Source organism: Actinomadura rayongensis, from assembly GCF_009831215.1.
Taxonomy (GTDB): domain Bacteria; phylum Actinomycetota; class Actinomycetes; order Streptosporangiales; family Streptosporangiaceae; genus Spirillospora; species Spirillospora rayongensis.
The window spans coordinates 1,473,800-1,496,265 of sequence record NZ_WUTW01000001.1 but is presented as its reverse complement, the minus strand read 5'-3'; the positions used below and the strand labels follow the sequence as shown (position 1 = coordinate 1,496,265).

General features: G+C 72.7%; 24 protein-coding genes and 1 tRNA gene. 5 read left to right on the top strand and 20 right to left on the bottom strand.

Annotated features, from left to right (window positions below):
- Positions 1-131: 131 nt before the first annotated feature.
- The 4 genes from GQ466_RS07035 to GQ466_RS07025 all read right to left on the bottom strand — a co-directional run bounded on the left by GQ466_RS07035 (position 132) and on the right by GQ466_RS07025 (position 2,236).
- Complete coding sequence (locus GQ466_RS07035) at positions 132-1,010, bottom strand: phenylalanine 4-monooxygenase (protein WP_161101891.1); 879 nt, start codon at positions 1,008-1,010, stop codon at positions 132-134.
- A gap of 173 nt (positions 1,011-1,183) precedes the next feature.
- Positions 1,184-1,480 carry a Rossmann-fold NAD(P)-binding domain-containing protein gene (locus GQ466_RS07030; protein WP_161101890.1) on the bottom strand — a complete coding sequence of 99 codons (297 nt, stop codon included), beginning with the start codon at positions 1,478-1,480 and terminating at the stop codon, positions 1,184-1,186.
- Positions 1,362-1,694 (bottom strand): Rossmann-fold NAD(P)-binding domain-containing protein, encoded by a 333-nt coding sequence (locus GQ466_RS33230; protein WP_474078559.1) that lies wholly within the window; start codon positions 1,692-1,694, stop codon positions 1,362-1,364. The genes GQ466_RS07030 and GQ466_RS33230 overlap by 119 nt, the downstream gene beginning before the upstream one ends.
- Positions 1,695-2,163: 469 nt before the next feature.
- Positions 2,164-2,236, bottom strand: a tRNA-Asn gene (locus tag GQ466_RS07025).
- A 152-nt stretch (positions 2,237-2,388) separates the two neighbouring features.
- Between GQ466_RS07025 and GQ466_RS33090 the strand changes: the two genes are divergently transcribed.
- The gene (locus tag GQ466_RS33090) at positions 2,389-2,640 is read left to right on the top strand and encodes a YtxH domain-containing protein (protein ID WP_202419993.1); all 252 of its coding nucleotides are present in this window, start codon (positions 2,389-2,391) and stop codon (positions 2,638-2,640) included.
- Here the strand turns inward: GQ466_RS33090 and GQ466_RS07015 are convergent, their stop codons facing one another.
- From GQ466_RS07015 to GQ466_RS06970, 10 genes are all read right to left on the bottom strand, one after another.
- Positions 2,641-3,135, bottom strand: coding sequence for a hypothetical protein (locus tag GQ466_RS07015; protein WP_161101888.1), 495 nt, complete (start codon positions 3,133-3,135; stop codon positions 2,641-2,643). It lies immediately after the preceding gene.
- Between the two features lie 17 nt (positions 3,136-3,152).
- Positions 3,153-4,385 carry an MGH1-like glycoside hydrolase domain-containing protein gene (locus GQ466_RS07010; protein WP_378186511.1) on the bottom strand — a complete coding sequence of 411 codons (1,233 nt, stop codon included), beginning with the start codon at positions 4,383-4,385 and terminating at the stop codon, positions 3,153-3,155.
- Between the two features lie 108 nt (positions 4,386-4,493).
- On the bottom strand, positions 4,494-5,309 hold the full coding sequence (locus GQ466_RS07005) for an HAD family hydrolase (RefSeq protein WP_161101887.1): 816 nt from the start codon (positions 5,307-5,309) through the stop codon (positions 4,494-4,496).
- On the bottom strand, positions 5,306-6,529 hold the full coding sequence (locus GQ466_RS07000; RefSeq protein WP_161101886.1) for a cysteine protease StiP family protein: 1,224 nt from the start codon (positions 6,527-6,529) through the stop codon (positions 5,306-5,308). The genes GQ466_RS07005 and GQ466_RS07000 overlap by 4 nt, the downstream gene beginning before the upstream one ends.
- A complete protein-coding gene (locus GQ466_RS06995; RefSeq protein WP_161101885.1) occupies positions 6,526-7,905 on the bottom strand; it encodes a phosphoribosyltransferase domain-containing protein in 1,380 nt (459 codons plus the stop codon). The genes GQ466_RS07000 and GQ466_RS06995 overlap by 4 nt, the downstream gene beginning before the upstream one ends.
- Positions 7,902-9,059, bottom strand: a complete 1,158-nt coding sequence (locus GQ466_RS06990; protein ID WP_161101884.1) for an HpcH/HpaI aldolase/citrate lyase family protein — start codon at positions 9,057-9,059, stop codon at positions 7,902-7,904. Before GQ466_RS06990 ends, GQ466_RS06995 begins: the two co-directional genes overlap by 4 nt.
- A 155-nt stretch (positions 9,060-9,214) precedes the next feature.
- Complete coding sequence (locus GQ466_RS06985) at positions 9,215-9,793, bottom strand: TerD family protein (RefSeq protein ID WP_161101883.1); 579 nt, start codon at positions 9,791-9,793, stop codon at positions 9,215-9,217.
- Between the two features lie 35 nt (positions 9,794-9,828).
- The gene (locus GQ466_RS06980) at positions 9,829-10,938 is read right to left on the bottom strand and encodes a DUF475 domain-containing protein (protein ID WP_161101882.1); all 1,110 of its coding nucleotides are present in this window, start codon (positions 10,936-10,938) and stop codon (positions 9,829-9,831) included.
- A gap of 44 nt (positions 10,939-10,982) precedes the next feature.
- Entirely contained in the window at positions 10,983-11,561 is a 579-nt protein-coding gene (locus GQ466_RS06975; RefSeq protein WP_161101881.1) for a TerD family protein, read from the bottom strand.
- 25 nt (positions 11,562-11,586) lie between these two features.
- Complete coding sequence (locus tag GQ466_RS06970; protein WP_161101880.1) at positions 11,587-12,162, bottom strand: TerD family protein; 576 nt, start codon at positions 12,160-12,162, stop codon at positions 11,587-11,589.
- Between the two features lie 171 nt (positions 12,163-12,333).
- Here GQ466_RS06970 and GQ466_RS06965 point away from each other — a divergent pair, with 171 nt between their 5' ends.
- Positions 12,334-13,569, top strand: a complete 1,236-nt coding sequence (locus GQ466_RS06965; RefSeq protein ID WP_237417842.1) for a molecular chaperone DnaJ — start codon at positions 12,334-12,336, stop codon at positions 13,567-13,569.
- A gap of 8 nt (positions 13,570-13,577) precedes the next feature.
- Here GQ466_RS06965 and efeB read toward each other — a convergent pair whose 3' ends face one another.
- The 6 genes from efeB to thiL form a co-directional block, all read right to left on the bottom strand.
- Positions 13,578-14,843 (bottom strand): iron uptake transporter deferrochelatase/peroxidase subunit, encoded by a 1,266-nt coding sequence (efeB, locus tag GQ466_RS06960; protein ID WP_202419991.1) that lies wholly within the window; start codon positions 14,841-14,843, stop codon positions 13,578-13,580.
- The gene (gene efeO, locus GQ466_RS06955; protein ID WP_161101879.1) at positions 14,840-15,973 is read right to left on the bottom strand and encodes an iron uptake system protein EfeO; all 1,134 of its coding nucleotides are present in this window, start codon (positions 15,971-15,973) and stop codon (positions 14,840-14,842) included. The genes efeB and efeO overlap by 4 nt, the downstream gene beginning before the upstream one ends.
- 112 nt (positions 15,974-16,085) lie before the next feature.
- Positions 16,086-16,556 (bottom strand): YbjQ family protein, encoded by a 471-nt coding sequence (locus GQ466_RS06950; protein ID WP_103563425.1) that lies wholly within the window; start codon positions 16,554-16,556, stop codon positions 16,086-16,088.
- A gap of 121 nt (positions 16,557-16,677) precedes the next feature.
- Positions 16,678-17,811, bottom strand: coding sequence for an RNA polymerase sigma factor RpoD (gene rpoD / locus GQ466_RS06945; protein WP_161102447.1), 1,134 nt, complete (start codon positions 17,809-17,811; stop codon positions 16,678-16,680).
- 70 nt (positions 17,812-17,881) lie between these two features.
- Complete coding sequence (dnaG, locus tag GQ466_RS06940) at positions 17,882-19,756, bottom strand: DNA primase (protein ID WP_161101878.1); 1,875 nt, start codon at positions 19,754-19,756, stop codon at positions 17,882-17,884.
- A gap of 55 nt (positions 19,757-19,811) precedes the next feature.
- Positions 19,812-20,822, bottom strand: a complete 1,011-nt coding sequence (gene thiL, locus GQ466_RS06935) for a thiamine-phosphate kinase (protein ID WP_237417613.1) — start codon at positions 20,820-20,822, stop codon at positions 19,812-19,814.
- A 375-nt stretch (positions 20,823-21,197) separates the two neighbouring features.
- On the opposite strand from thiL, the gene GQ466_RS06930 reads away from it, so the two are divergent.
- The 3 genes from GQ466_RS06930 to GQ466_RS06920 are packed head-to-tail and all read left to right on the top strand — an operon-like array spanning position 21,198 to position 22,461.
- Positions 21,198-21,392, top strand: coding sequence for a hypothetical protein (locus GQ466_RS06930; RefSeq protein ID WP_161101877.1), 195 nt, complete (start codon positions 21,198-21,200; stop codon positions 21,390-21,392).
- A 48-nt stretch (positions 21,393-21,440) separates the two neighbouring features.
- Complete coding sequence (locus GQ466_RS06925) at positions 21,441-21,836, top strand: hypothetical protein (protein ID WP_161101876.1); 396 nt, start codon at positions 21,441-21,443, stop codon at positions 21,834-21,836.
- The gene (locus GQ466_RS06920) at positions 21,829-22,461 is read left to right on the top strand and encodes a class I SAM-dependent methyltransferase (protein ID WP_161101875.1); all 633 of its coding nucleotides are present in this window, start codon (positions 21,829-21,831) and stop codon (positions 22,459-22,461) included. Before GQ466_RS06925 ends, GQ466_RS06920 begins: the two co-directional genes overlap by 8 nt.
- Positions 22,462-22,466 lie beyond the last annotated feature (5 nt).

Below are 22,466 nucleotides of genomic sequence, written 5' to 3'. Positions count from 1 at the left end.
CGCCCCTACCGCTTCCCCTATTCTGCGGTGCCCGCCATCGCTATATCCATGCCGGGTTTCACATCCTGCCCGGCACCCACCCCATCACCCCGGGCGTGAGAGGACGTCAGCCGCGCGTCAGTTCTGCATCCCTACCTGCTGAGTGCAGCGATCGAGTCGTCGGTGCAGGTGTCCCAGAAGGCGCCCGCGACGTCCTCGACCTGGGCGAGGGAGTCGGCGGCGAACAGGTGGTCCTGGTATTTGGTGATGTCGTAGTGCGTCGAACCCATGATCTTGAGGTCGAGCGGGTGGATGTGCATGTGCCGGAACTCCTCGATCTCGCCGTACGACGACAGGATCCCCGCACCGTAGGCGCGCAGCTCGCCGTCCTCGTACAGCACGCCGAACTCGAGAGTGAACCAGAAGACCTTGGAGACGAACTCCAGGGCCTCGGTCGTCTCGACGCGGCGGGCGGCCCCTCCGGCGGCGCGGTAGAGGGCGGCGAACCGGTCGGACGCCAGGGCGTTGCCGTGCCCGATCACCTCGTGGATCACGTCCGGCTCGGGCGTGTAGAACGGGACGCTGTGGTGCCGGATGTACTGCGTGGAGTGGAAGTAGGAGTCCGCCAGGGACCCGTAGAAGTCGCGGAGCGGGACCAGCCCGGCGGCCGGCAGGTAGCGGAACCCGGTCAGCGGCTCCAGCAGCCGGGACACCTCCTCCAGCTGCGGCACCCGGTCGGCGGGCACGTCCAGGCGGTCCTTGGCGTCCAGGTACTCGGCGCAGGCGTAGACCTCGTGCTTGGCCTTCAGTTCGGCCGAGACGAGCCGCCACACTTCATGCTCCTCGGCGGTGTAGCGGGCTTGCCGGATCGGCTCGCCGCGCCGATGGTTGAGTGCGAGATGAGCGATCTGGTTACGGCGCTCACGGTAGACCGGGTCGGCGAAACCCGGGTGAGTCTGCGCCAGCTCTACCGTCACCGCCCCGTGTTCGTCCCGCGTCACAGGAGCGAAGTACTGGGCTTCCTCGAACAATTCAGTCCTCCTTGTCGACTGTCTGCTTCTGCGAGGGTCCACCGAGCGGCGCTCCTAGGGAAGCCCCGCGCCTTCGGCATGCTCAACGGCGCGGCCTACGGCGACCCGACCGTAACGCCCCAGCCCGTCGCGCCTTGGGCGCGACGGGCGAGAGCAGGCACTTGACGTGATCGCTAGTACACGGCCCGCGCCGGCAAGGGGCGGGGGCTCAGCCGGCGCATGGCCTCGATGCGCTGCTCCGCCATGCGATCGGCGACCTCCTCCGGCGGCAGGTCCTGCTCGCGGGAGGTTCGCCAGACCTTGGTCAAGGTTTCACCGATCGCCATGATCCGGCGCGCGGCCGTGGGAAGGTCATGACCCCGCAGCTCCTCGGCGAGGTAGATGATCCCACCGGCGTTGGCCGCGTAGTCGGGCGCATAAAGGACTCCCCTGCGGTGCAGCTCCACGCCGTGTTCCGGCGCGGCGAGCACGTTGTTCGCCCGCCGCCTCTGCCCGCACGTCGCTGATCACCAGTTCCGCGCCATCACGTGCCAGCAGCCGGGCGAGCGCCTCGCCGACATGCCCGACACCCTGCACGGCTGCTCGCACACCCGTCAGATCGCGGGTGCCCCGCAGATGGCAGACCGCAGCGGTGATCGCCGCGTAGACGCCAAGAGCGGTTTGCGGCGAGGGATCTTTTCCCACGCAGGAGACCCGTTCGGCTTCCAGGCCGATCACCCGCAGGTCGTCTTGGGTGGTCCCGCTGTCAAAGATCGCTGGTGCGATTGGCCTTCGAGCTGTACGCCACCGGCGACTGGACGCTCGCCGACCTGCCGGGAGGAACTCTACGACTGCGGCCTGCGCACCCGGCCGCGCAACGGCGCCGCCAAGCGGGTGGGAGTGAGCAAGCTGTCCCAGCTCCTCCAAGAGCCGTTCGCCAGCCTCCACGCGCTGCAGGACGACAGCCAAGACTCGCCCCCGCCGGACGCCGACACCAAGCCCGTCCCGTCAGCGCCCAGCGCTTCCCGGCGCCGCGCACGAACCGGCAGCAACACCACACACCACACGAACAGCAGCAGGCCCCTCCCTGGTCACAAGGAGAGGCCTGCTCATGGTCTGCACGCCCTGCCAGCCGATGTCCGTTCGGGCAAAAGTTCCAGTAGTGCGCATGGGGCTCCCGCGATTGGACTCGAACCAATAACCTGCCGGTTAACAGCCGGCTGCTCTGCCAATTGAGCTACGCGGGATCGCTTCTGCCTGCGGGACCTGCGGTCCCCTGCGGGCAGGATTAGGTTAGCGCATCCGGCGAGCGGTTCGCGCACGCATATCCGGCGGGCGCGGGATGGAGCGCGTCGGGGCGGGTAGGGACGGCTGGGCAGGCAGTCGAGCGGAGGTGGACATGAAGATCCGCACCACGTTCCTCGCCGGAGCCGCCGTCGGGTACGTCCTCGGGGCCAAGGCGGGGCGCGAGCGGTACGAGCAGATCAGGGCGGGCTGGGCGAAGTTCTCGGGCAGCCCGGCCGTCCGGGAGAAGGCGGAGACGCTGAAGGAGCGCGGCGCCGGCCTGGCCGGGGCCGCGAAGGAGAAGGCGGACGCGCTGCGGCGCCGGAACGAGGACGCCCCCGGTCCCGTCGCGGTGCCGCCGAACTGATCAGAGGCCGGTGCGTTCGCGCAGTTCGGTGAGGATCTGCTCGGCCTGGGCGCGCAGGCCCGGGTCGTCGGGGTCCGCCCCGGCGTCGAACTGGAGCGACCACCGCACCTCTCCCCCCGTCGCCGGGCGGCGGCCCGCGATCCGCACCGAGCCGCCGCCGGGCAGCGGCGCCTGGTGGTTCACGACGACGGTGGACGTCACGCGCTCGCGGACCGTCTCGGGCACCGAACCGGCGTCGGTGAGCCCGATCTCGTGCGCCGGGCCGCCCAGGATCTCCTGGACGCGCAGCCGCCCGTCCCGCCACGACGCCTGCTCGATCCGCTCCCACGGGATCCGCGCCGTCCCGCCGGCGACGACCGGCACGTGCAGGGCGGTGGACGTCGCGACGACGTGCGAGCCGCCGAGCGTGGGCGCGAACGCCAGCACGCGCTCCCCCCGCTCCAGGGCGAGGGAGTCGCGGGCGGACGCGGGCAGACGGTGCCGGGACAAGCGCATCCCACCACGGTAGGCGATCACCGCGCGCCGAGCAGATCCAGGACGAGCGCCGCCGACCAGCTGTGGTCGTGGCCGCCGCGTCCGGTCCCGTCGAACGGGTCGAAGAACTCGCGGAACCCCGACTGCCGGACGAGCCGCAGCGTCGCCCCGCGCAGCAGGTCCGCGACGACCGGCAGGTCCTGGAGGCACGCGCCGTGCCAGACGAGCCAGTTGGTGTTGATCCACGTCGGCCCGCGCCAGTACCCGCCCCGGTCGAACGCCGGGGCCTGGACGTCGCACGCGGGCACCGGATACCCGGCGGCGCCGGCGAACCGCGAGGACAGCAGCAGGTCCGCCAGCCGCCGCAGGATCGGCGCGGGCAGATCCGGGTCCAGCAGCGGCCCGAAAGTGGCGATCGTGACGACGGGCAGCGGCCGTCCGCCGCGCAGGTCGTACGCGCGGAAGCACCCGGTGGCCGGGTCCCACAAGCGTTCCAGCAGAGCGGCGTGGACGCGTTCGGCCGCCTCCCGGTGCGGGACGGGATCGGCGCCGACGAGCGCCGCGATCTCCGCGAGCGCGTGCAGCGACGCCAGGTACGCCCCGTTGACGAGCGGGTCCTGCACCGCGAACGGATGCTCGTCGCGCAGATGGCCCGCCGAGTACCCCGCGTCCCGCAGGACGGCCGCGAGCCACGCGTACCGATCGTGGTCCTCCCCGGTGGCGGGGCCGTGCAGCGGATGGGACGGCGCGTACGCGGCGGGCGGCGGACGCAGGTCCCCGAGCGGACGGTCCCACGCCGGGCTGTTGTCCTGCCCCGACTCCCACGGGTGGCAGATCGCGATGAGCCCGCTGTCGTCCAGGTCCCGGACGGACGCGAGGTAGCGATGATGGGCCGCCAGCGCCGGGTACAACCGCGCGAGGAACGAACGGCCGCGCTCGCCGTCGTACAGGCGCAGCGCGGCGAGGGCGTGCAGCGGCGGGTTGATCAGCCCGGACGTCCGGACGGCGTGCGGCGCGCGCGGGTCGGCGGCGCTGCGCCACAGCTCGGGACCCGGGTAGTAGGCGTCGCGGGGCAGGTCGTCGTTGAACACGATGTGCGGGACGAACCCGTCCGACCACTGGCCCGCGAACAGCGACAGCAGCTCCCGCTCGGCGCGGTCGCGGCGGTGCCGGGCGAGGCCGAGGGCGACGAACAGCGAGTCCCAGCCCCACTGGTGGGGATAGAGGCCGGGGGACGGGACGGTGGCGCGTCCCGTCCAGTTGGCGTCCAGAACCCGCGCCGCGGCGTCCCACAGCGCGGTCTCGTCGCCGATCGGCCGGACGTCCCTGAACAGCGCGCGAACCCCCGTTCGACCTTCCGGATGATTTACCGCGATTCTCTACGGATCGCGCGTAACGCGCGAGTCCCTTCGGGCGATCTCCCGGGCGGCGCGCGTCCGGAACCAGCCGACGATCTCCTCCCCGGCCCGGATTCCGGCGGCGGCGGTGACGTCGGCGCCCGTCCAGCCGGCGGTGTGGAGTTCGCCGTGGGCGGGGCGGACGGCGGCGTCCGCGCTGTCCAGAAGGTCACGGTCGAGAAGCGAATCCCCGGCCGCGAGCGTCACCGTCGCGCCGGTGCGGCGGGCGACCTCGGCCGCGGCGGCGGCCTTGGTGAGCCCGGCGGGCAGGCAGTAGACCTTGCGGCCCTGGAGCGAGGTGCGCCAGTTGCGCTCGGCGCACCAGCCGGCGAGGTCGTCGATCCAGTCGGCGGGGAGCGCGGCGCGGTCCACGACGGCGTAGGCGAACAGGTCGGACGCGGTGCGCCGCCGCAGCACGAAGTCCCCGCCGGACAGCCGCGCGGCCACCTCGGCGAGCGGGGCGGCCCCGTCGGTGACGCGGGACCGGACGGCGGCGGACCAGGCGGCGTCGTCCACCCCGTCCACGAGCAGGTGCCCGCCGTTGGCGCAGATCGCGTAGGCGGGCGCGACGGGCAGCCGGACGCGCCGGTACTGCTCGGGCGTGCGGGTCGTGACGGGCACGAACACGGTCTCGGCGGCGAGCGCGGCCAGTTCCCGGACGGCGTTCGCGGTCATGTGGGACAGCGGCGCGCCGTCGTAGATCTCCACGCACTCCAGCTCGGGCAGGGGGCCGGGGCCGAAGGCGGCGGCGGAGTAGATGAGCGTCCGGTCCAGGTCGGAGCACACGAGGACGGTCACTGCGCCGCGCCGCCCGCGAACCGCGGATGGATCAGGCCCGCGCAGGCGTACGGGAGCGCGTCCGGCGGGACCTCGACCACCGGGACGCCGCGTTCGTCCGCCAGCAGCCGGATGTGCGCCAGCTCGGCCCCGGCGTCGGCGCGCGCGAGGACCTTCCACGGGACGCGCCGCAGCAGCACCCGCGTCGTCTCCCCCACGCCGGGCTTGACGAGGTTGAGGTCGGGCACGTCGTACTCGGCCGCGATCCGCCGGACGGCCGCCCAGCCCGACCAGTCCGCGGACCGGTCGGCGGCGAGCAGCGCGGGGGCGTCGGCGGCGACCCGGTCCGCGACGGCCGGGAAGCGGGCCGCGACGGCGTCGAGGAACCGGGCCGAAACGTCCTCGGCGGCCAGCTCGGCGTAGAACTTGGCGCCGTGGAAGTCGCCCGGGCCGATCAGGGAGCGGTTCAGGACCGTCCGGCTGACCAGCCCGGACACGGTCGAGTTCAGGCACGCCGACGGGACGAGGAAGTCGTCGCGGGTGCCGTGCAGCGGCGTGCAGCGCCCGGGGTCGGCGAGCACGGCCAAGTCCGCCCGGAACATTGTTCCGCTTAGTGCGGCGGCCAGCTCGCGCGCGATGGCGCCCTTGCCCGTCCAGCCGTCCACGAAGATCACCGACGCCGGGTCGTGATGCGCGGCCAGGTAATCCAGCGCGACCGCGTCGATCCCCCGGTCCCGGACGATGCTGATCGCGTAGTGCGGCAGGTCGAGCCCGTGCGCGAACCGCGCCCAGCGGCGCAGCAGGATCCCGACGGGCGTCCCGGCGCGCGCCAGCGACACGAGCACGGCGCCCGGCCCGCGCGCGGCCAGCACCAGCTCGCCGACGAGGCCGACGGCGTGCGCGAGCCGGTCCGCCGACGCGTCCAGCGCCTCCTCGAACAGCTTCCGGTACGCGGCGCCGGGCCGGTACTCGATCGGCAGCGACTCGGCGTAGTGGGCGCGGCCCGCCTGGATCGCGGCCTCGCGATCCTCGGTCGGCGCCTCCAGCGCCGCGCCGGACAGGTCGGTGAGCAGCCAGCCGACGTCCTCGGCCGCGTAACTCCCGAACTCCGGCCCCCGCAACACCCGCTTCACGCCCGCGCCCCCGGGCGGACGCGGCCCCCGCGACGCCCGCTTCAGGCCCGCGCCCCCGGGCGGACGGGTCACGCGCTCGCCGGGATCGCGGTCGGGCGGACGGTTCATGCGCGGGCTCCGGGGAGGGCGGCGAGGACGACGGGGGCGAGGGTGCGCAGGACGGCGAGCAGGCCGTCCACGAGGTCGGGCGTGTCGCCCTGGTCGTCGACGAGCAGCACGATCGCGTCGAAGGCGCGGGACGGGTCGCCGCCCGGGTCGACGTTGTAGGCGTACCGCTTCGTCGCGCCGTCCGGCGGGTTGTCGTGCGCGGGGAACACCAGGCGGGTGCGGATGGCGTAGCCGGGGTCGTCCACCGCGAGGACGGGCGAGCGCGTCGTCGTCGAGAACCGGACGGTCGTCCACGGCAAGGCGTCCGCCAGCGCCTCGGCGAGCCGCAGCGGCACGTACATGAACTCCTCGGTGCCGAGGACGAGCACCCGCGACGCCCCGTCCGGCAGCGCGGACGCGAGGACGGCCGCCATCGGCGCCAGCTCCTTCTCCAGCCGCCGCCGGTCGGCGGGCGTGAAGCCGTGCCGTCCGCCCTCGGGCAGCCCCGGCGGCCAGCCCAGCCCGACGCGCACCGCGCCGTGGTCCACGCGGTAGTCGATCTCGCGGTCGCGGCCGGACATCTCCGCCACGACGGCCTGCGCGGCGTCCAGCACGCCGGGCGGCAGCTCCACCCGGCCGGTCGCGAGCGTGACGACGTCGATGCCCGCGTTCAGTTCCCCGGCGAGGTTGCGCATCCGGACGCGGTCCGCCTCGCCGCGCACGTCCACCAGGGAGGCCAGCACGTACCGGTCGCGCGGCCGGACGGCGTGCAGCGCCCGCAGCGTGTTGAACGCGGTCCGCCCGGTGGACATCTCGTCGTCCACAAGGACCAAAGGAACATCCCGGTCCAGAACCGACGGGTCGGACGGCAGCAGCAGGTGCCCGGTCGCGTGGCTGTGCTCCTCCTCGAACCCGCCGTACGGCACGACGCCCGGCACGTGGCGACGCGTCGAGTGCAGGTAGGTCGCGCCGCCCAGCGCGTCGGCGGCCGAGTGCCCGAGCGCGGTCGCGGTCTCGGCGTACCCGAGGACGACGGCGTCCACCGCGCCCTTAGGCTCGCGCAGCCGGTCCCGCAGCGCCGCCGCCGACCCGCGCGTGCCGTGCAGCGCGTTCGCCAGCAGCGCCCCGTACGGCCCCGCGGTGCTCTCCCGGCCGCGCAGCCGCAGCCGGACCAGCTCGCCGAGCAGCAGGCCAGCACCGTGGACGATCCGGGGATCGGCCGGGACGTGCTTGCCGAGCACCCCCGACACGAGCAGGTGCGCGCGGCGCGGGTTGCGGCGGACGGCGAGCCCGGTCAGCGCGCCGAGCCGGACGCCGCCGGGCGCGGCGCCGTCCACCGTCCGCACGCCGAGCCGGTGCGCCACCCACTCGCCCGGCCACCGGCCGCGCCCGCTCACCGGCTCCCCGCCGCGTCGAGCAGTTCCACGAAGGTGACCCCCTCCGCCGCCACGCCGAACACCCGCGCGCGCAGCATCAGCCGCTCGGCCCACGCGCGGTGCGGTTTGGCCTCGTTCATCTTGTTGGCGTACGCGCTGGCCATCGCGCCGCCCCCGGCGACGCCGAGGATGTCGGCGGCGTCGCAGTACTCCTCGTGCGTCACGACCGACAGGGCGTGGACGGGCGACACGTGCGACGGGTGGATCACCGTCTTGCCGGTCAGCCCGTTGGCCTTGTCGAGGTGGACCTCGCGGATGAGGCCGTCCACGTCCGACACGATCAGGCTGCGGCGCAGCGGCGCGGCGCGCTGGGCGAGGAACGGGGACTCGCGGAGCTGCGGCTTGAACATCCGCTCGCCCGCCGAGAAGTACTCCCAGACGGGCCCGGTGACGACGAAGCCCGTCCCGTCGGCGCGGCCGAGCACGTTGACGATGTCGGAGATCGCGCCCGCGACCGGCGCGATGTCGTAGATCGACAGGTCCGGCGGGCGGCGCAGCCCGTACGCCGACGACAGGTCGGTCGCGCCGATCCGGACGGCGAGGACGAGGTCGCGGTGCTTGGCGAGCAGTTCCGCGACGTCCCCCAGCATCGCCCGGCGCGTCTCGACGTGGACGGCGTCACGGCTCTCGATCACCGGCATGGCCAGCAGCCGCCGTCCGCTGCGCTCCCCCGTCTCGGCGAGCACGTCGAGGTAGGCGCCGCCGGTCGCGGCGGTGAACTTCGGCAGGACGAACCCGGTGATCAGCTCGGCCGCGGCGCCGAGCCGGACGGTGAGGTCGCCGATCTGGCACGGGTTCCGGACGCGCAGGAACAGCAGCGGCGCCTCCGCGCCCCCCGCGTGCAGCGCGCGGAGCTGCCGGACGGCGTTCTCCTCGGCGGCGGGCAGGTCCGCGTCGGCGATGGAGTCCTCCAGGCACACGACCAGGCTCGTCACCCCGGCGCGGGCCGCCTTCCGGATGTCGTCCGCCAGGTTCGGCCGGATGGCCGGGCTGTAGAGCGTGGCGCCGAGGGCGACGGCGAGGACGGCCGGATCGTCGTGCCGGTCGAAGCGTCGGGGATGCCGGAAGAACAGGTGCTTGCGCAGCGCCGCATCAATATGGTCAAAGTGCCGCATGCACGTGGGTCCCCCCGGGTCGAACGCTCCCGCCCTGATCGGGCAGGTATCAGGGTAAAGGTGCCGAGGACGAGGTCAGGCGCCCGGCGGCCCCCGGAAACGGGGAGCGCCGGGCGCCGCCCCGGCCGTCCGCCGGGACCCGTCGCGCCCGATCGCTACAGGTGCGCCGACACCGCCGGGAGGAGGTCCTGGAACGTGCGGCCGGTCGCGGTGGCCCCGATCGCCGTCATCGCCCAGCCCGCGCCGTCGCGCGTCACCTTCGCCATGATCTGCGCGTTGTGGCGGCCCGCGCCGGTGAGGTCGTAGCGGGCCAGCTCCTGGCCTGTGGTCTCGTCCACGAGACGGCAGAACGCGTTGGCGATCTGGGAGAAGTCCTGGCCGGTGAAGGAGTTCACGGTGAACACGAGCTGCGTCACGTTCTCCGGCAGGGACGGCAGGTCCACGTTGATGACCTCGTCGTCGCCCTCGCCCTCCCCGGTCAGGTTGTCGCCGGTGTGCAGCACGGACCCGTCCTTGCTGCGCAGCTGGCGGAACCAGACCGCGTCGGCCAGGTTGCGGCTCGCGTCGAACAGCAGGCAGGACGCGTCCAGGTCGATGTTCTGCGACTTGCCCTTGCCGAACAGGCCGCGCCTGGCGACGGCGTCCCAGCCGAGGCCCATCCGGACGCGGCTCAGCGTGCCGCCGCCGGGTTTGGCCAGCGACACGCGCTGGCCCTTCTGCAGCGAGATCGACATCATCGGCTCCTTCGCTCGCGGGGGGATCGGCGGGGTCAGACCCCGGTCGAGTGCAGATTGTCCTCGTCGGCGTCGCGGCCCGGGCCGACCTCGACGGTCGGGGTCTCCCCCGACGTCCGGTTGCGCAGCACCGAGCTGACGAACGCCGCGATGATCAGGCCCGCGCCGAGCCCGCCGGTCAGCCACTCGGGGACGTGGTGGGCGATGCTGACGAGCATGCACGCCGCGAGCGCGCCGATGGCCCAGTGGGCGCCGTGCTCCAGGTAGACGTACTCGTGGAGCGTGCCCTTGCGGACGAGGTAGACGGTCAGCGACCGGATGTACATCGCGCCGATGCCGAGGCCGAGCGCGATGATGATCGGGTCGGTACTGATCGCGAACGCGCCGATGACGCCGTCGAAGGAGAACGACGCGTCCAGGACCTCCAGGTAGAGGAACAGGAAGAAGCCCGCCTTGCCGGTCGCGAGCGCCAGCGCGCTCGGCCCGCCCGAGCGGGCGTCGGCCGCCTCGTCCGCGACGTCCTCGGGCTCGGAGAACAGCTCGCCGAGGCCGTTGACGAGGATGTAGGTGACCATGCCGAGGACGCCGGAGATCATCACCTCGCCGGAGTGCTCCGCCCACAGGCCCGCGACCAGCGCGAGCGAACCGCCCGCGACGACGACGGGGAGCTGGTCGAGCTTCCCGATCCGGGCGAGCGGCCTCTCCACCCATTCGAGCCACCGGACGTCGTGCTCCTCGAACACGAAGTCCAGGAAGAGCATCAGCAGGAACATCCCGCCGAACGCCGCGATCATCGGATACGCGTCGTTCATCAGGTGGTGGTAGCGCGACGGGTCGTTCAGCGCGAGGTCGAACGCCTCGACCGGGCCGAGCTTGGCGGTGACGCCGACGATGACGAGCGGGAACAGCAGCCGCATCCCGAACACGGCGACCGCGATGCCGACCGTCAGGAAGATCTTCTGCCAGAACGGCGCCATCCGGTCGAGCACCTTGGCGTTGACCACGGCGTTGTCGAAGGACAGCGACACTTCGAGGATCGCCAGGACGGCGACGAGCGCGAGCCCGCTCCCCTTGTCGTACACGAAGGCGACGGCGAGGCCGACGAGGGTGAGAAGGAACGACCACCGGAAGGTGCGAAGGATCATGGCCTTGGTTTCTGTCGATGCGGGGCGGGCTGCGCGGCCGGCGGTCAGCCGACGTTGACGCCGAAGTCCAGGGCGATCCCGGCGAGACCGGAGGCGTACCCCTGGCCGACGGCGCGGAACTTCCACTCGCCGCCGTGCCGGTACAGCTCGCCGAACACCATCGCGGTCTCGGTGGACGCGTCCTCGGTGAGGTCGAACCGGGCCAGCTCGTTGTCGTCGGAGCGGTCGACGATCCGGATGAACGCGTTGCGGACCTGGCCGAAGCTCTGCCCGCGGTTCTCCGCGTCGTAGATCGAGACCGGGAAGACGATGCGCTCGCACTCGGCCGGCACACCGGACAGGTCGACGTTGATGGACTCGTCGTCGCCCTCGCCCTCACCGGTGAGGTTGTCGCCGGTGTGCTCGACCGAGCCGTCGGGACTGCGCAGGTTGTTGAAGAACACGAAGTGGTGGTCGGAGATGACCTTGCCGGAGCCGTTCAGGAGCAGCGCGGACGCGTCCAGGTCGAAGTCGGCGCCGGTCGTCGCCCGGACGTCCCAGCCGAGCCCGACCGACACGCGGGTCAGGTTCGGGGCGGCCTTGGTCAGCGAGACGTTGCCGCCCTTGGCGAGCGATACTCCCATGATCGACTCCTGTCGCTCGGTCCGGTCAGAGGTTGACGCCGAAGTCGGTGGCGATGCCGGCCAGACCCGAGGCGTACCCCTGGCCCACGGCCCGGAACTTCCAGTCGCCGGTGCTGCGGTACAGCTCGCCGAACACCATCGCGGTCTCGGTGGACGCGTCCTCGGTGAGGTCGTAGCGGGCCAGCTCGGCGCGGTCGGTGCGGTTCACGACGCGGATGAACGCGTTGCGGACCTGCCCGAAGTTCTGGCCGCGCGCGTCGGCGTCGTAGATGGACACGGCGAACGCGACCCGCTCGGCGTTGTCGGGCAGCGCGCCGAAGTTGACGTTGATCTGCTCGTCGTCGCCCTCGCCCGCGCCGGTCGTGTTGTCGCCGGTGTGCTCGACGCCGCCGTCCGGGGAGCGCAGGTTGTTGAAGAAGACGAAGTGCTGGTCGGTGAGGATCTTGCCGGACGCGTCCAGGACGAGCGCGGACGCGTCGAGGTCGAAGTCGGTGCCGGTCGTGGTGCGGAGGTCCCACCCGAGGCCGACCGTGACGGCCGCGAGGCCCGGCGCCTGCTTGGTGAGCGAGACGTTTCCGCCCTTGGTCAGACTGACACCCACTGTGCCTCCATGATGACGTGACGTACGGTACGCCAGGCGGCGTCCCTCTTGTACCGACGTAGCAGTGATGGTATCCGTTCCCGTCCGCGCCGATCGGCTGCCCGGACAAGCCCGCCGGTGCCCGCTCCCGCCCGGTTGCGGAAGACTGGAGGCGGCAGAGAGGAGACCGGAGTGCGGGGCGACCGGCGGAACCGGGTGTCGCCCGCCGAGACGGCGGCGAACACGGCGAAGGAGGCGGCGGCGACCGCCTTCTACGACATGGACCAGGCCGAGCGGTACCTGCGCGGGCGGCTGACGGTGTTCGCCGACCTCGACAAGGCCGCCGCCGCGCCCGCCGAGCGGGAGTTCGCGGCGCTCGGCGAGGCCGCGACGGCCGCGTCGGCGTCCTACATCGCCGTCGTGGACGCGCATCCGTTCGACGGCCGGCCGCGCTCCCCCGCCGAGTGGGACGGCGTCGCGCGGGCGTTCCGGGCCGTCACCGACCGCATGACGGAGATGAACGCGCGGCTGGAGCGCTTCGGTTCGACGATCGCCGCGTCGCTGTCCCGGCTGGAGGCCGCGCTCGACCGGCTCCCGCCCCGTCTGACGGCCGCCCGCGACGCCACCGCCGCCGCAGAGGCCGCCGTCGCCGCGGCCCGCGACGCAGGACTGGACGCGAGCGCCGAGGAGGCCGAGCTGGCGGCCGTCCGCGCGGACCTCGCGCGGCTCGGCTCGGCGGGCCTCGGCGGGCTCGGGCTGGACGGCGCGCTGACCGCCGCCGAGGACGTCGCCCGCCGCGCCGCCGCCGTCCGGGAGGCCGCCGAAGACCTGCCGAAGGAGGCCGAGCGGACGCGCAACGCGCTCGCGTCGGTGCGGACGCGGGTCGAGGTCGTCGCGGGGCGGTCCGGGCCCGTCCGGGACGCGATGCGGACGCTGCTGCGCGAGTACGCCGAGGGCTGCTGGCGCGACCTGAAGGGCGCGCCGGAGGCGATCGAGGCGGGCGTCGCGCGCGCCCGCGAGCGGCTGGACGAGGCCGCCGGGCAGGTCGCGGCGGCGCGCTGGCGCGACGCCCAGCGGTCGCTGACCGCCGCGCGCACCGAGCTGAACGCCGCCGACCGCCGCGCCGGCCAGGTCACCGGACGGGTCGCCGAGCTGGCCGCCGTCGCCGCCGACCCCGAGGGCGCCGCCGAGACCGCGCGGTTCGCCGTCCGCGACGCGCAGCGCCTCGCGATGGCCCAGCCGGGCGGCGCCGCACCGCACCACGCGCGGGTCCTGGACGGCCTCGTGGAGCGGCTGGAGCGCGCCCCGTCCGGCCTGCGCGGCGCCCACCCCGACTACTGGGCCTATCTCACCGAGCTGGAGGCCGTCCGGACGGCGGCGGGCGACGTGGTCGCCCGCATCCGCTCCGAACGCGCCGGTCAGCACTGAGCGTCCCGTCAGGAGAAGAGGGTCTCGCCCCAGTAGCCGCCCTTGCGGACGCCCGGCGGGCACGCGAAGATCCCGGACCCGACGTGCTGGATGTACTCGTTCATCGCGTCGGACGCCAGCGACTGCTGGATCCGGACGAAGCCCGTCCGGGGGTCGCGCTGGTAGGCGAGGAAGAACAGGCCCGCCTCCAGGCGCCCGAGACCGTCGGTGCCGTCGGTGAACGAGTAGCCGCGCCGCAGGATCCGCGACCCGCCGTTGCTGCCGGGATGGGCGAGCCGGACGTGCGAGTCGCGCTTCAGCCGCTCCAGCACGACCGGGTCGTGCTCGCGGGCCGCGCCCGCCGGGGCGCCCTCGCCCTTGTCGCGGCCGATGATGTCCTCCTGCTCGCCGAGCGGCGTGCGGTCCCAGATCTCGATGTGCATCCGGATGCGCCGCGCGACGAGGTAGGAGCCGCCCGCCATCCACGGCGCGCCGTCGCCGCGTCCGGCCCAGACGTGCTTGCCGAGCAGGTCGGCGTCGGTGCCCGCGATGTTCTCCGTGCCGTCCTTGAACCCGAAGAGGTTGCGCGGGGTCTGCGCGTCCGGGGTGGTGGACGAGGTCTTGCCGAACCCGAGCTGCGACCAGCGGATCGCGACCGTCCCGAACCCGATGCGGGCGAGGTTGCGGATGGCGTGGACGGCGACCTGCGGGTCGTCCGCGCACGCCTGCACGGCGATGTCGCCGCCGCTGCGGGCCGGGTCGAGGTTGTCGCCGGGGAAGTGCGGCAGGTCGACCAGCGGCGCGGGGCGCCTGGCGCGCAGGCCGAAGCGGTCCTTGCCGTCCTTCTCGAACAGGCCGGGGCCGAAGCCGATCGTCAGCGTGAGCCGGGACGCGGGCAGGCCCAGCGCCTCGCCGGTGTCGTCGGGCGGGGCGACCGACAGGCCGCCGACCGCGCCGTCGCCGACCGGGCGGCCCGCCGTCATCGCGGCGGCGGCCTCGGTCCACTCCTTCAGCAGCCGGACGAGCTTGGCCCGGTCCTCGGTCATGACGTCGAACGCGGCGAAGTGCAGCCGGTCCTGGACGGGCGTCGCGATGCCCGCCTGGTGCGCGCCGTAGAACGGGACGGCCTCGGCGGAGACCGGGCGTCCCTCCTTGGCGAACGCGGTGCGGTCCAGGCCGACGCCCGCCGCCGCGCCCGCGATCAGGCCGGTGCCCGACAGGCCCAGCATGGACCGGCGCGACATGCGTTCGCGCCGCCGTTCGTTGTCGGTGCCGTTGTCGGTCTCGCCGGTCATCCCGCCACCACCTTCGCGAGCTTGGACAGCGGCTCGCCGAGCGCGTTCACCGCGTCGGAGAGCTTCTTGCGGTCGGCCTCGCCGACCGTGTCGTAGGAGACGTAGGACCCGTTCTTCTCGTGCCGCGCCAGCAGGTCGTCGACGGTCTTGAACCCGGCGTCTAGGTCGGCGGCCAGCGCGGCGTCGCGCTCCTGGACGATCGGCTTGAGCAGCTCGTAGACCTTCTTGGCGCCGTCGACGTTGCCCTTGAAGTCCACGAGGTCGGTGTGGCTGAACGCCTCCTCCTCGCCGGTGACCTTGCCGGTGGCGACCTCGTCCATGAGGCTCTTGGCGCCCGCCGCCATGTCGTTGACCGGGTCGAGCGTGAGCGTGTTCAGGCGCGTGCGGACCTCGCCGAGGTCCTTCAGGAGCTGGTCGGCGTACTTCTCCTTGCCCTTGACCGAGCCGTCCTTCCAGAGCGCCTTCTCCAGCAGGTGCCAGCCGGACCAGTTCTTGCGCTCCTCGGGCTTCAGGTCGGCCTCGCGGGCGTCCATGCGCGGGTCGAGGTCGCCGAACTTCTCCGCGACGGACTCGATCGACTCCCAGCCGAGCCGCGACGGCGCGTACAGCTCCTTGGCCCTGGCGACGTCGCCCGCCTTGACGGCCGCGACGAACGCCTCGGTGCGCGTGTAGCTGTCGTTGATCTGGGCGAGGACGTAGGTCTTGTACTCGGCGGCGGCCTTGGCGAGGCGCGGGTCCCCGGCGCCGGCGGACGCGCCGGTCACGGTCACGGTCGTCGTCGGCCCCTTGCCGGTCTGGCCCGCGCTGCACAGCAGCGTGTAGGAGCCCGGGTTCAGCTTGGTGACGAAGTCGGTCTTGGTGCCGGGGCCGATGTTCTCGCGCTCGGCGAGGATGGAGCCGTCCGGGCGCAGCACCTCGAACTCGTTGACCTCCGAGCCCTTGTTGGTGATCTCGAAGGTGACCTTGCCGGCCGTCAGGTCCGTCTTGGCGACGGTGCAGGACTTGTCGGTCGCGGTGACGGCGATGGCGCCCGCCGCGGTCTTCCCCCCGTCACCGTCCCCGCAGGCCGCGAGCAGGGTCATCGAGACGGCGGCCACGCCGGTGGCGGCGAGGAAGGGGGCGACGCGCATGGGGGACTCCAGGACGGGTGAGGAACAGCCGAGCCAACTTAGCCAAGGCTAACCTCACCGCGTCAAGAAGTGGGCATCGTGAGCTATGCCACCTACGAGGAGTTCGTCCGCGTCAGCGGGGCTGGTCGTGCAGCCCGATCGTCAGGTTGCGGGCGGCCATCGGCGGCCCGCCCGGCTGCGGCTCGGTGTACTGCACGTTCTGGCTGTGGTGCGAGTAGTTCTGCTGGTGCTGCGGCGGCTGCTGCTGCGCGGGCGGGGCGCCGTGCTGCGGCTCGGCCCACACGGCCGTCCCGTACGCGCACACCTCGTGGCCGCCGCCCGACAGCGGGACCGTCTCGAAGCACATGCCGACGACCGCGTTGGCGCCCTTGCGGTGCGCGTCCTCGGCCAGCCGCTCGACCGCCGCGCGGCGCGTCCCGCCGAGACCCTCCCCCGCGACGCGGAACGTCGCGCTGCTCGGGGAGCCGGGCGGCGGCGTGGGGGCGCCCGGACCGTGATCGACATGGACGGACGTTCCCAGCGCTTCGCCGAGCACGTTGCGGATGACGTAGCCGGCCAGCCCGTCGGTCGTGACGATCAGCATGCGCCCACGGTAATCCCTCGCGGAGCGCATCGCCATGCTGGGACGGGTTTGTGCCGTTGTCGGCCAGGGTTCGGCACGGACCGGTCCACCGGCCCGTCCGGCGCCCGGACGGGCCGGGCCCTCAGTCCAGGTACTCGCGCAGGAGCTGCGCGCGGGACGGGTGGCGCAGCTTCGCGAGCGTCTTGGACTCGATCTGCCGGATCCGCTCGCGCGTCACCCCGAACTCCCGGCCGACCTCCTCCAGCGTGCGCGGATGCCCGTCGGCCAGCCCGAACCGCAGCCCGATCACCCGCTGCTCGCGTTCGGACAGCGTCTGCAGGATGTCGCCGAGCTGGTCCTGGAGCAGGATGAACGCGGCGGCCTCGATCGGGACGACGGCGTCGGAGTCCTCGATGAAGTCGCCGAGGTCGGAGTCCTCCTCGCCGATGGGCGACTGGAGCGACACCGGCTCCTGCGAGATCCGCTGGATCTCCGCCACCCGGGCGGGCGGCAGCCCCATCTCCCGGCCGATCTCCTCGTGCGTCGCCTCGCGGCCGAGTTCCTGGTGCAGGGCGCGCTGCACCCGGACGAGCTTGTTGATCGTCTCGACCATGTGCACCGGAATGCGGATCGTCCGCGCCTGGTCGGCGATGGCGCGCGTGATCGCCTGCCGGATCCACCAGGTGGCGTAGGTGGAGAATTTGAAGCCCTTCGTGTAGTCGAATTTCTCGACCGCGCGAATGAGCCCGAGATTCCCCTCCTGGATCAGGTCGAGGAACAGCATTCCCCGGCCCACGTACCGTTTCGCGATGGAGACGACGAGCCGCAGGTTCGCCTCGACCAGCCGCTGTTTCGCGCGGTTCCCGTCCCGGGCGAGCTGCTGGAGCTCCACCCGTTCCTCCGGGGACGCGACGGCGATGTGCGCCAGCTTGTCCGCGGCGAACAGCCCCGCCTCGATCGACTTCGCCAGTTCCACTTCCTCTTCTGCCGTCAGCAGCGGAACGCGGCCGATCTCCCGCAGGTAGATCCGGACCAGGTCGCTGGTCGGCGCCCGTCCCTCGCCCGCGCGCGGGGCGTCCTCGACCTCGGGTGCGGCTTCGAGGACGTCCACCCCCTGTTCCGCGAGCAGGCGGACGACGCGCTCCAGCGAGTCGTCCGGCAGTTCCGAGCGGTCGATCGCGGCAGCGACGTCCTCGACGGTGACACCGCCCTGTTCCCTGCCACGCGCGACGAGATCCGCCACCTGGTCGAGAGATGGCGCCTCGCTAGGCAGCACCGAAAGGCCCACACCACTAGTCTGCGCGATGAAGGGACCAGATCACAGGCCCATTTCGGAGTCCCTTGCCTTACTGGCTTCCAAGCCCGCGCTCGCGCAACACCCGTCTCTGCTGCTCAAGCGCCACAAGATCACCGAAGAGGCGGTGGTAATCGTCGGGACGCTCGACCGGATTCAGCCGCCCGAGTTTAGCCTTGACGTCGCCGATCTGCCGGGTGAGCTGGCGTTCCTGGATTCGGGCCAGCAGCTCGACGGCATATCGGTCGTCCGAATCCTGAGAGCTGTGCACGGGCTCCACCGCGAGCTGCGTGATCAGCTCTCTGACCTGGTCGTTCGGCGCGATGTCGCGAAGCCGGGCGCCCCAGTCGGCGGGGTCGGCGGCGGCGGCCGAGCCGCCCGCGGTCGCGATCACCGCGCGCACCGCCTGGTGCGGCGGGGCGAGGAACGCGTCCGCGGGGAGCCCGTCGAACAGCGGGCCGAGCACCGCCGGACGCTGCAGCGCCAGCTTCAGCAGCTCCCGCTCGCGCAGCACCTCGGGATCGTTCGGGTCGTACTCCGGACGCGGCGGCGGGGGCGCGGCGGCCGTCTCGGGGGCGCGCGCCGCCCGCGCGTTCTCCCGCACCGACAGCTCCCGGACGCGGCGCAGCACGAACTGCTCGTCCATGATCCCGAGCCAGCGGTCCAGGCTGACCGCGTACATCTGGCGCAGCGACCGGTCCTTGATGCCCGCGACGATCGGCGCGGCGGCGTCCAGCGCGGCGAGCCGTCCCTCGGCGGTGTCCAGGTCGTACTGCTCGATGCGGGCGCGGACGGCGAACTCGAACAGCGGCGTCCGGGACGCCACCAGGTCGCGGACGGCCGCGTCGCCGTGCCGGATCCGCAGGTCGCACGGGTCCAGGCCGTCGGGCTGGACGGCCACGAACGTCTGCGTGACGAACTTGTGCTCGTCCTTGCTGGCCCGCAGCGCGGCGTTCTGGCCCGCCGAGTCGCCGTCGAAGGTGAAGACGACCTCGCCGCGGAACTCGTCCTGGTCCATGAGCAGGCGGCGCAGGATCTTGATGTGCTCGTCGCCGAACGACGTCCCGCACGTCGCGACGGCGGTGGTGACGCCCGCGAGGTGGCACGCCATCACGTCGGTGTAGCCCTCGACCACGACGGCTTGGCGGCGGCGCGCGATCTCCTTCTTGGCCAGGTCGGCGCCGTACAGCACCGAGCCCTTGTGGAACAGCGGCGACTCGGGGGTGTTGAGGTACTTCGGGCCGTCATCGTCGTCGAACAGCTTGCGCGCGCCGAACCCGATGACGTCGCCGGACAGGTCCCGGACGGGCCAGATCAGCCGGCCGCGGAACCGGTCCATCGGGCCGCGCCGCCCTTCGCGCACCAGCCCGCCGGTGATCATCTCGCGGTCGGTGAAACCGTGTCCGCGCAGGTGGCGGACCAGCGCCTCCCACTCGCGGGGCGCGAACCCGACCCCGAACCGCGTCGCGTCCGCGGCCTCGAAGCCGCGCTCGGACAGGAACCGGCGGCCGATCTCGCCCTCGGGCGACGCGAGCCGCCCGGCGTAGAACTCGGCCGCGACGCGGTGGGCCTCGATGAGCCGCGCGCGCTGCCCGCCGTCCTGCCGCTGGGTGTAGCCGCCCTCCTCGTACCGGAGCCGGATGCCCGCCTTGGCCGCGAGTCGTTCGACGGACTCCCCGAACGACAGGTGCTCGATCTCCTGGACGAACTTGATGACGTCGCCGCCCTCGCCGCAGCCGAAGCAGTAGTACAGGCCGCGTCCGGGCGTCACGTTGAACGACGGGGACTTCTCGTCATGGAACGGGCACAGCCCCTTGAGGTTGCCGCCGCCCGCGTTGCGCAGCTGCAGATGCTCCCCGATCACGTCGGCGATCGACGACCGCTCGCGGACGAGCGCGATGTCCTCATTGCGAATCCGGCCTGCCACGACCACGGAGTCTAATGTCGCGGGCCGACACTCCCGCCCGTCCGACGGGGAGCGGTCACACCTCGTGCCGCCACGGGACGCCGGGCAGGTCCTCGACCGTGCCGTCCCGGCGCCGCAGAACGACCGCGCGCTCCTCGGTGGCGTGCCCGATCTCGTGGAAGGCCAGGTCCTCCGGGAGGCGCGCGAAGCCGTCCGGCGGGACGGTGAAGACGAGCTGGAAATCGACCGAGTCCCCGAGGACGGTCGCGGTGACGTCGCCGCCGGTGAGCGCGGCGACCTCGGCCACGAGGCCCGCGACGGGCAGCGCCTCCTCGTCGACCACGAACCCGACGCCGCTCGCCGCCGCGAGGGACTGCACGCCCGCCTTCAGGCCGTCGGAGGTGTCCTGGCAGCTCGTCACGACGCCGCTCGCGCTGAGCGCGCGGCCCTGCGGCACGAGCGCGCGGGGCCGCCGCCAGGACGCGATCAGCTCGTCCTCCCGTTCCGCCGCGAGCGCGCCCGCGCCGGGCCCCGCCGCCCCGAAGTAGCGCTGCGCGGACGCGGCGAGGCCGGTCGGCCCGGTGACGCACAGGCGGTCGCCGGGCCGCGCGCCGGTGCGCAGCAGCGCCCCGCCGGGCTCCACGATCCCCACGGCGGACCCGGACAGGATGATCCGCTCGGCGGTGCCGATGTCGCCGCCCACGTTCACCGTGCCGACCGCGCGGCACGCGGCGTCGATGCCCGCCATGACGGCCGCGAAGTCGGCGTCGCTCAGCGAGCGCGGGTACCGGACGACCGTCAGCAGCGCGATCGGCAGGGCGCCCATCGCGGCGATGTCGCTGAGATTCGCCGTCGCGAGGTAGTAGCCGATGTCGAAGTTCGACAGATGACCCGATTCGTACAACTGGAACTTCGGGCCGCGAACGTAGTCCGAGCCGACGACGATCTCCATCGGGCCGGACGCGCGGAACACGGCGCAGTCGTCCTGGGCGTCGGCACCGGCGACCAGTTCCGCCGTGGCGCCGTCGAGCAATTTCCCGATCCAGCCGGACTGCCCGGCGAACATCGGGCCGATGACCGTGCGCAATCGCGTCGGCTTCGGACACGACCTGCCCGAAACTCACGTAATGGATGTTGGAAACGAGCAGTAAATGCCCTTCGGCCAGCGGTGACATGTCGGCGAGGAGGCTCACCGCGCGTCCGCGGGCGATGGTCCGGGTCGGCGGGACGCCCGCGTAGACGCGATGGAAGGCGGTATCGGTCCGGCCGGCGAGTTCCTGGCAGAAGTCGGCCCCGGAGCAGAAGGCTTGGTGGTCCGGCACTGGTCACCTCGACCGTTATCCGATCAGCACGATTCCCGTTCCTGCGAACGACCGCAAGGCGCGGGGCGGGGTGGCTGACGATTCCCCGATCACACGCTGCCCGCACTCTGGGAAGAATCGGGGAGAGGCCGCATTCCTCCGTGCTGATCTGCCTGATCGTCATCGCCGGGCTGTTCGGCCTCGCGACGCCCTTCGAGGCGCTCTCCCAGCGCGTGCGCATGGAGCGGCGCGTCGTCCTGCGGCGCCACATCCTGACCGCCTTCGGACAACTTCTGGAGATCTGCGCGGCGATCAGCCCGCCGAGCGCCGCGAGCGATCCCGGCCTACATTTCTGACAGAAGAAGAGGACGTTACGGCACCCGGTCCGCGGTGAACTCGCGCGGGTGGCCACCTACCGGCTCGGCGTCTCCCCCGTGACCCGGAAACTGCGCCCGGCGCGCGGCGTCGGCGTCGTCGGCCTGTGCTGGAAGCATGATCGCGAGTTCGGGGTGAACGTCGAGAGGCTCGTCGCCGGGCTGCTTGACGAGGCCGCTTTCGACGCGTACCGGGAGAAGGAAGACGCGGACGCCGTCATGGGGTTCAGTTGGGTCGAATTCCAGCGTTACGCCCATCGCGGAGCGGTCTTCGCGAGTCCCGTCCGGAACGCCCGGTCGCGGTTCACGGGTTGCGTCAGCTTCGACGTCGCGCACGGCTACGATGACCTGGACGTGCAGCGGGTCTGGCACGTGCTCAATTCCCTGAGTTTCGTTCTCGGCCAGGACGGATTTGAGAATGCCTGACTCCGTCGCGGAGATCACCGGCGCGACGTGCGCCGTTTATGACAACGCCGCCGAGGCCTATGGCGAAAGCTCCGAGGATTACGCGCGGTTTCCCGGGCTGCGGGACGAGGTCGCCGACTTCGCGCAGCGTGCGCCCGCCGGCCTCCCGGTGCTCGACCTCGGCTGCGGGGGCGGGCGCGACAGCCGGCTGCTCGCGGCGCTCGGCCGGACGGTCGTCGCGGGCGACTACGCGGCCGGGATGCTCGCCTGGGCGCGCGACCGGTCCGCGGGTGCCGGGCGCGCGCCGCGCTTCGTGCGGATGAACGCGCTCGCGCTGCCGCTGCGGGACGCCTCGATCGCGGGCACCTGGGCGTCGGCGAGCCTGCTGCACCTGCCGCTGGCCCGGATGGACGAGGCGCTGGCGGAGATCCACCGCGTCACCGTTCCCGGCGGGATCACCGCGATCAGCATGCGCGACGGCGCGGGCGAGGGCTGGCGGGAGGGCGGGTCGCTGGCCGGGACGCGCTGGTTCACGTTCGTGGAGCCGGACGCGTTCGCCGGGCGCCTCGCGGCGGCGGGCTTCACCGGCGTCCGGATCCGCCGCGCGGGCCGTTCGGGCTGGTTCGTCGCGCTCGGCGCGCGCTGACGGCC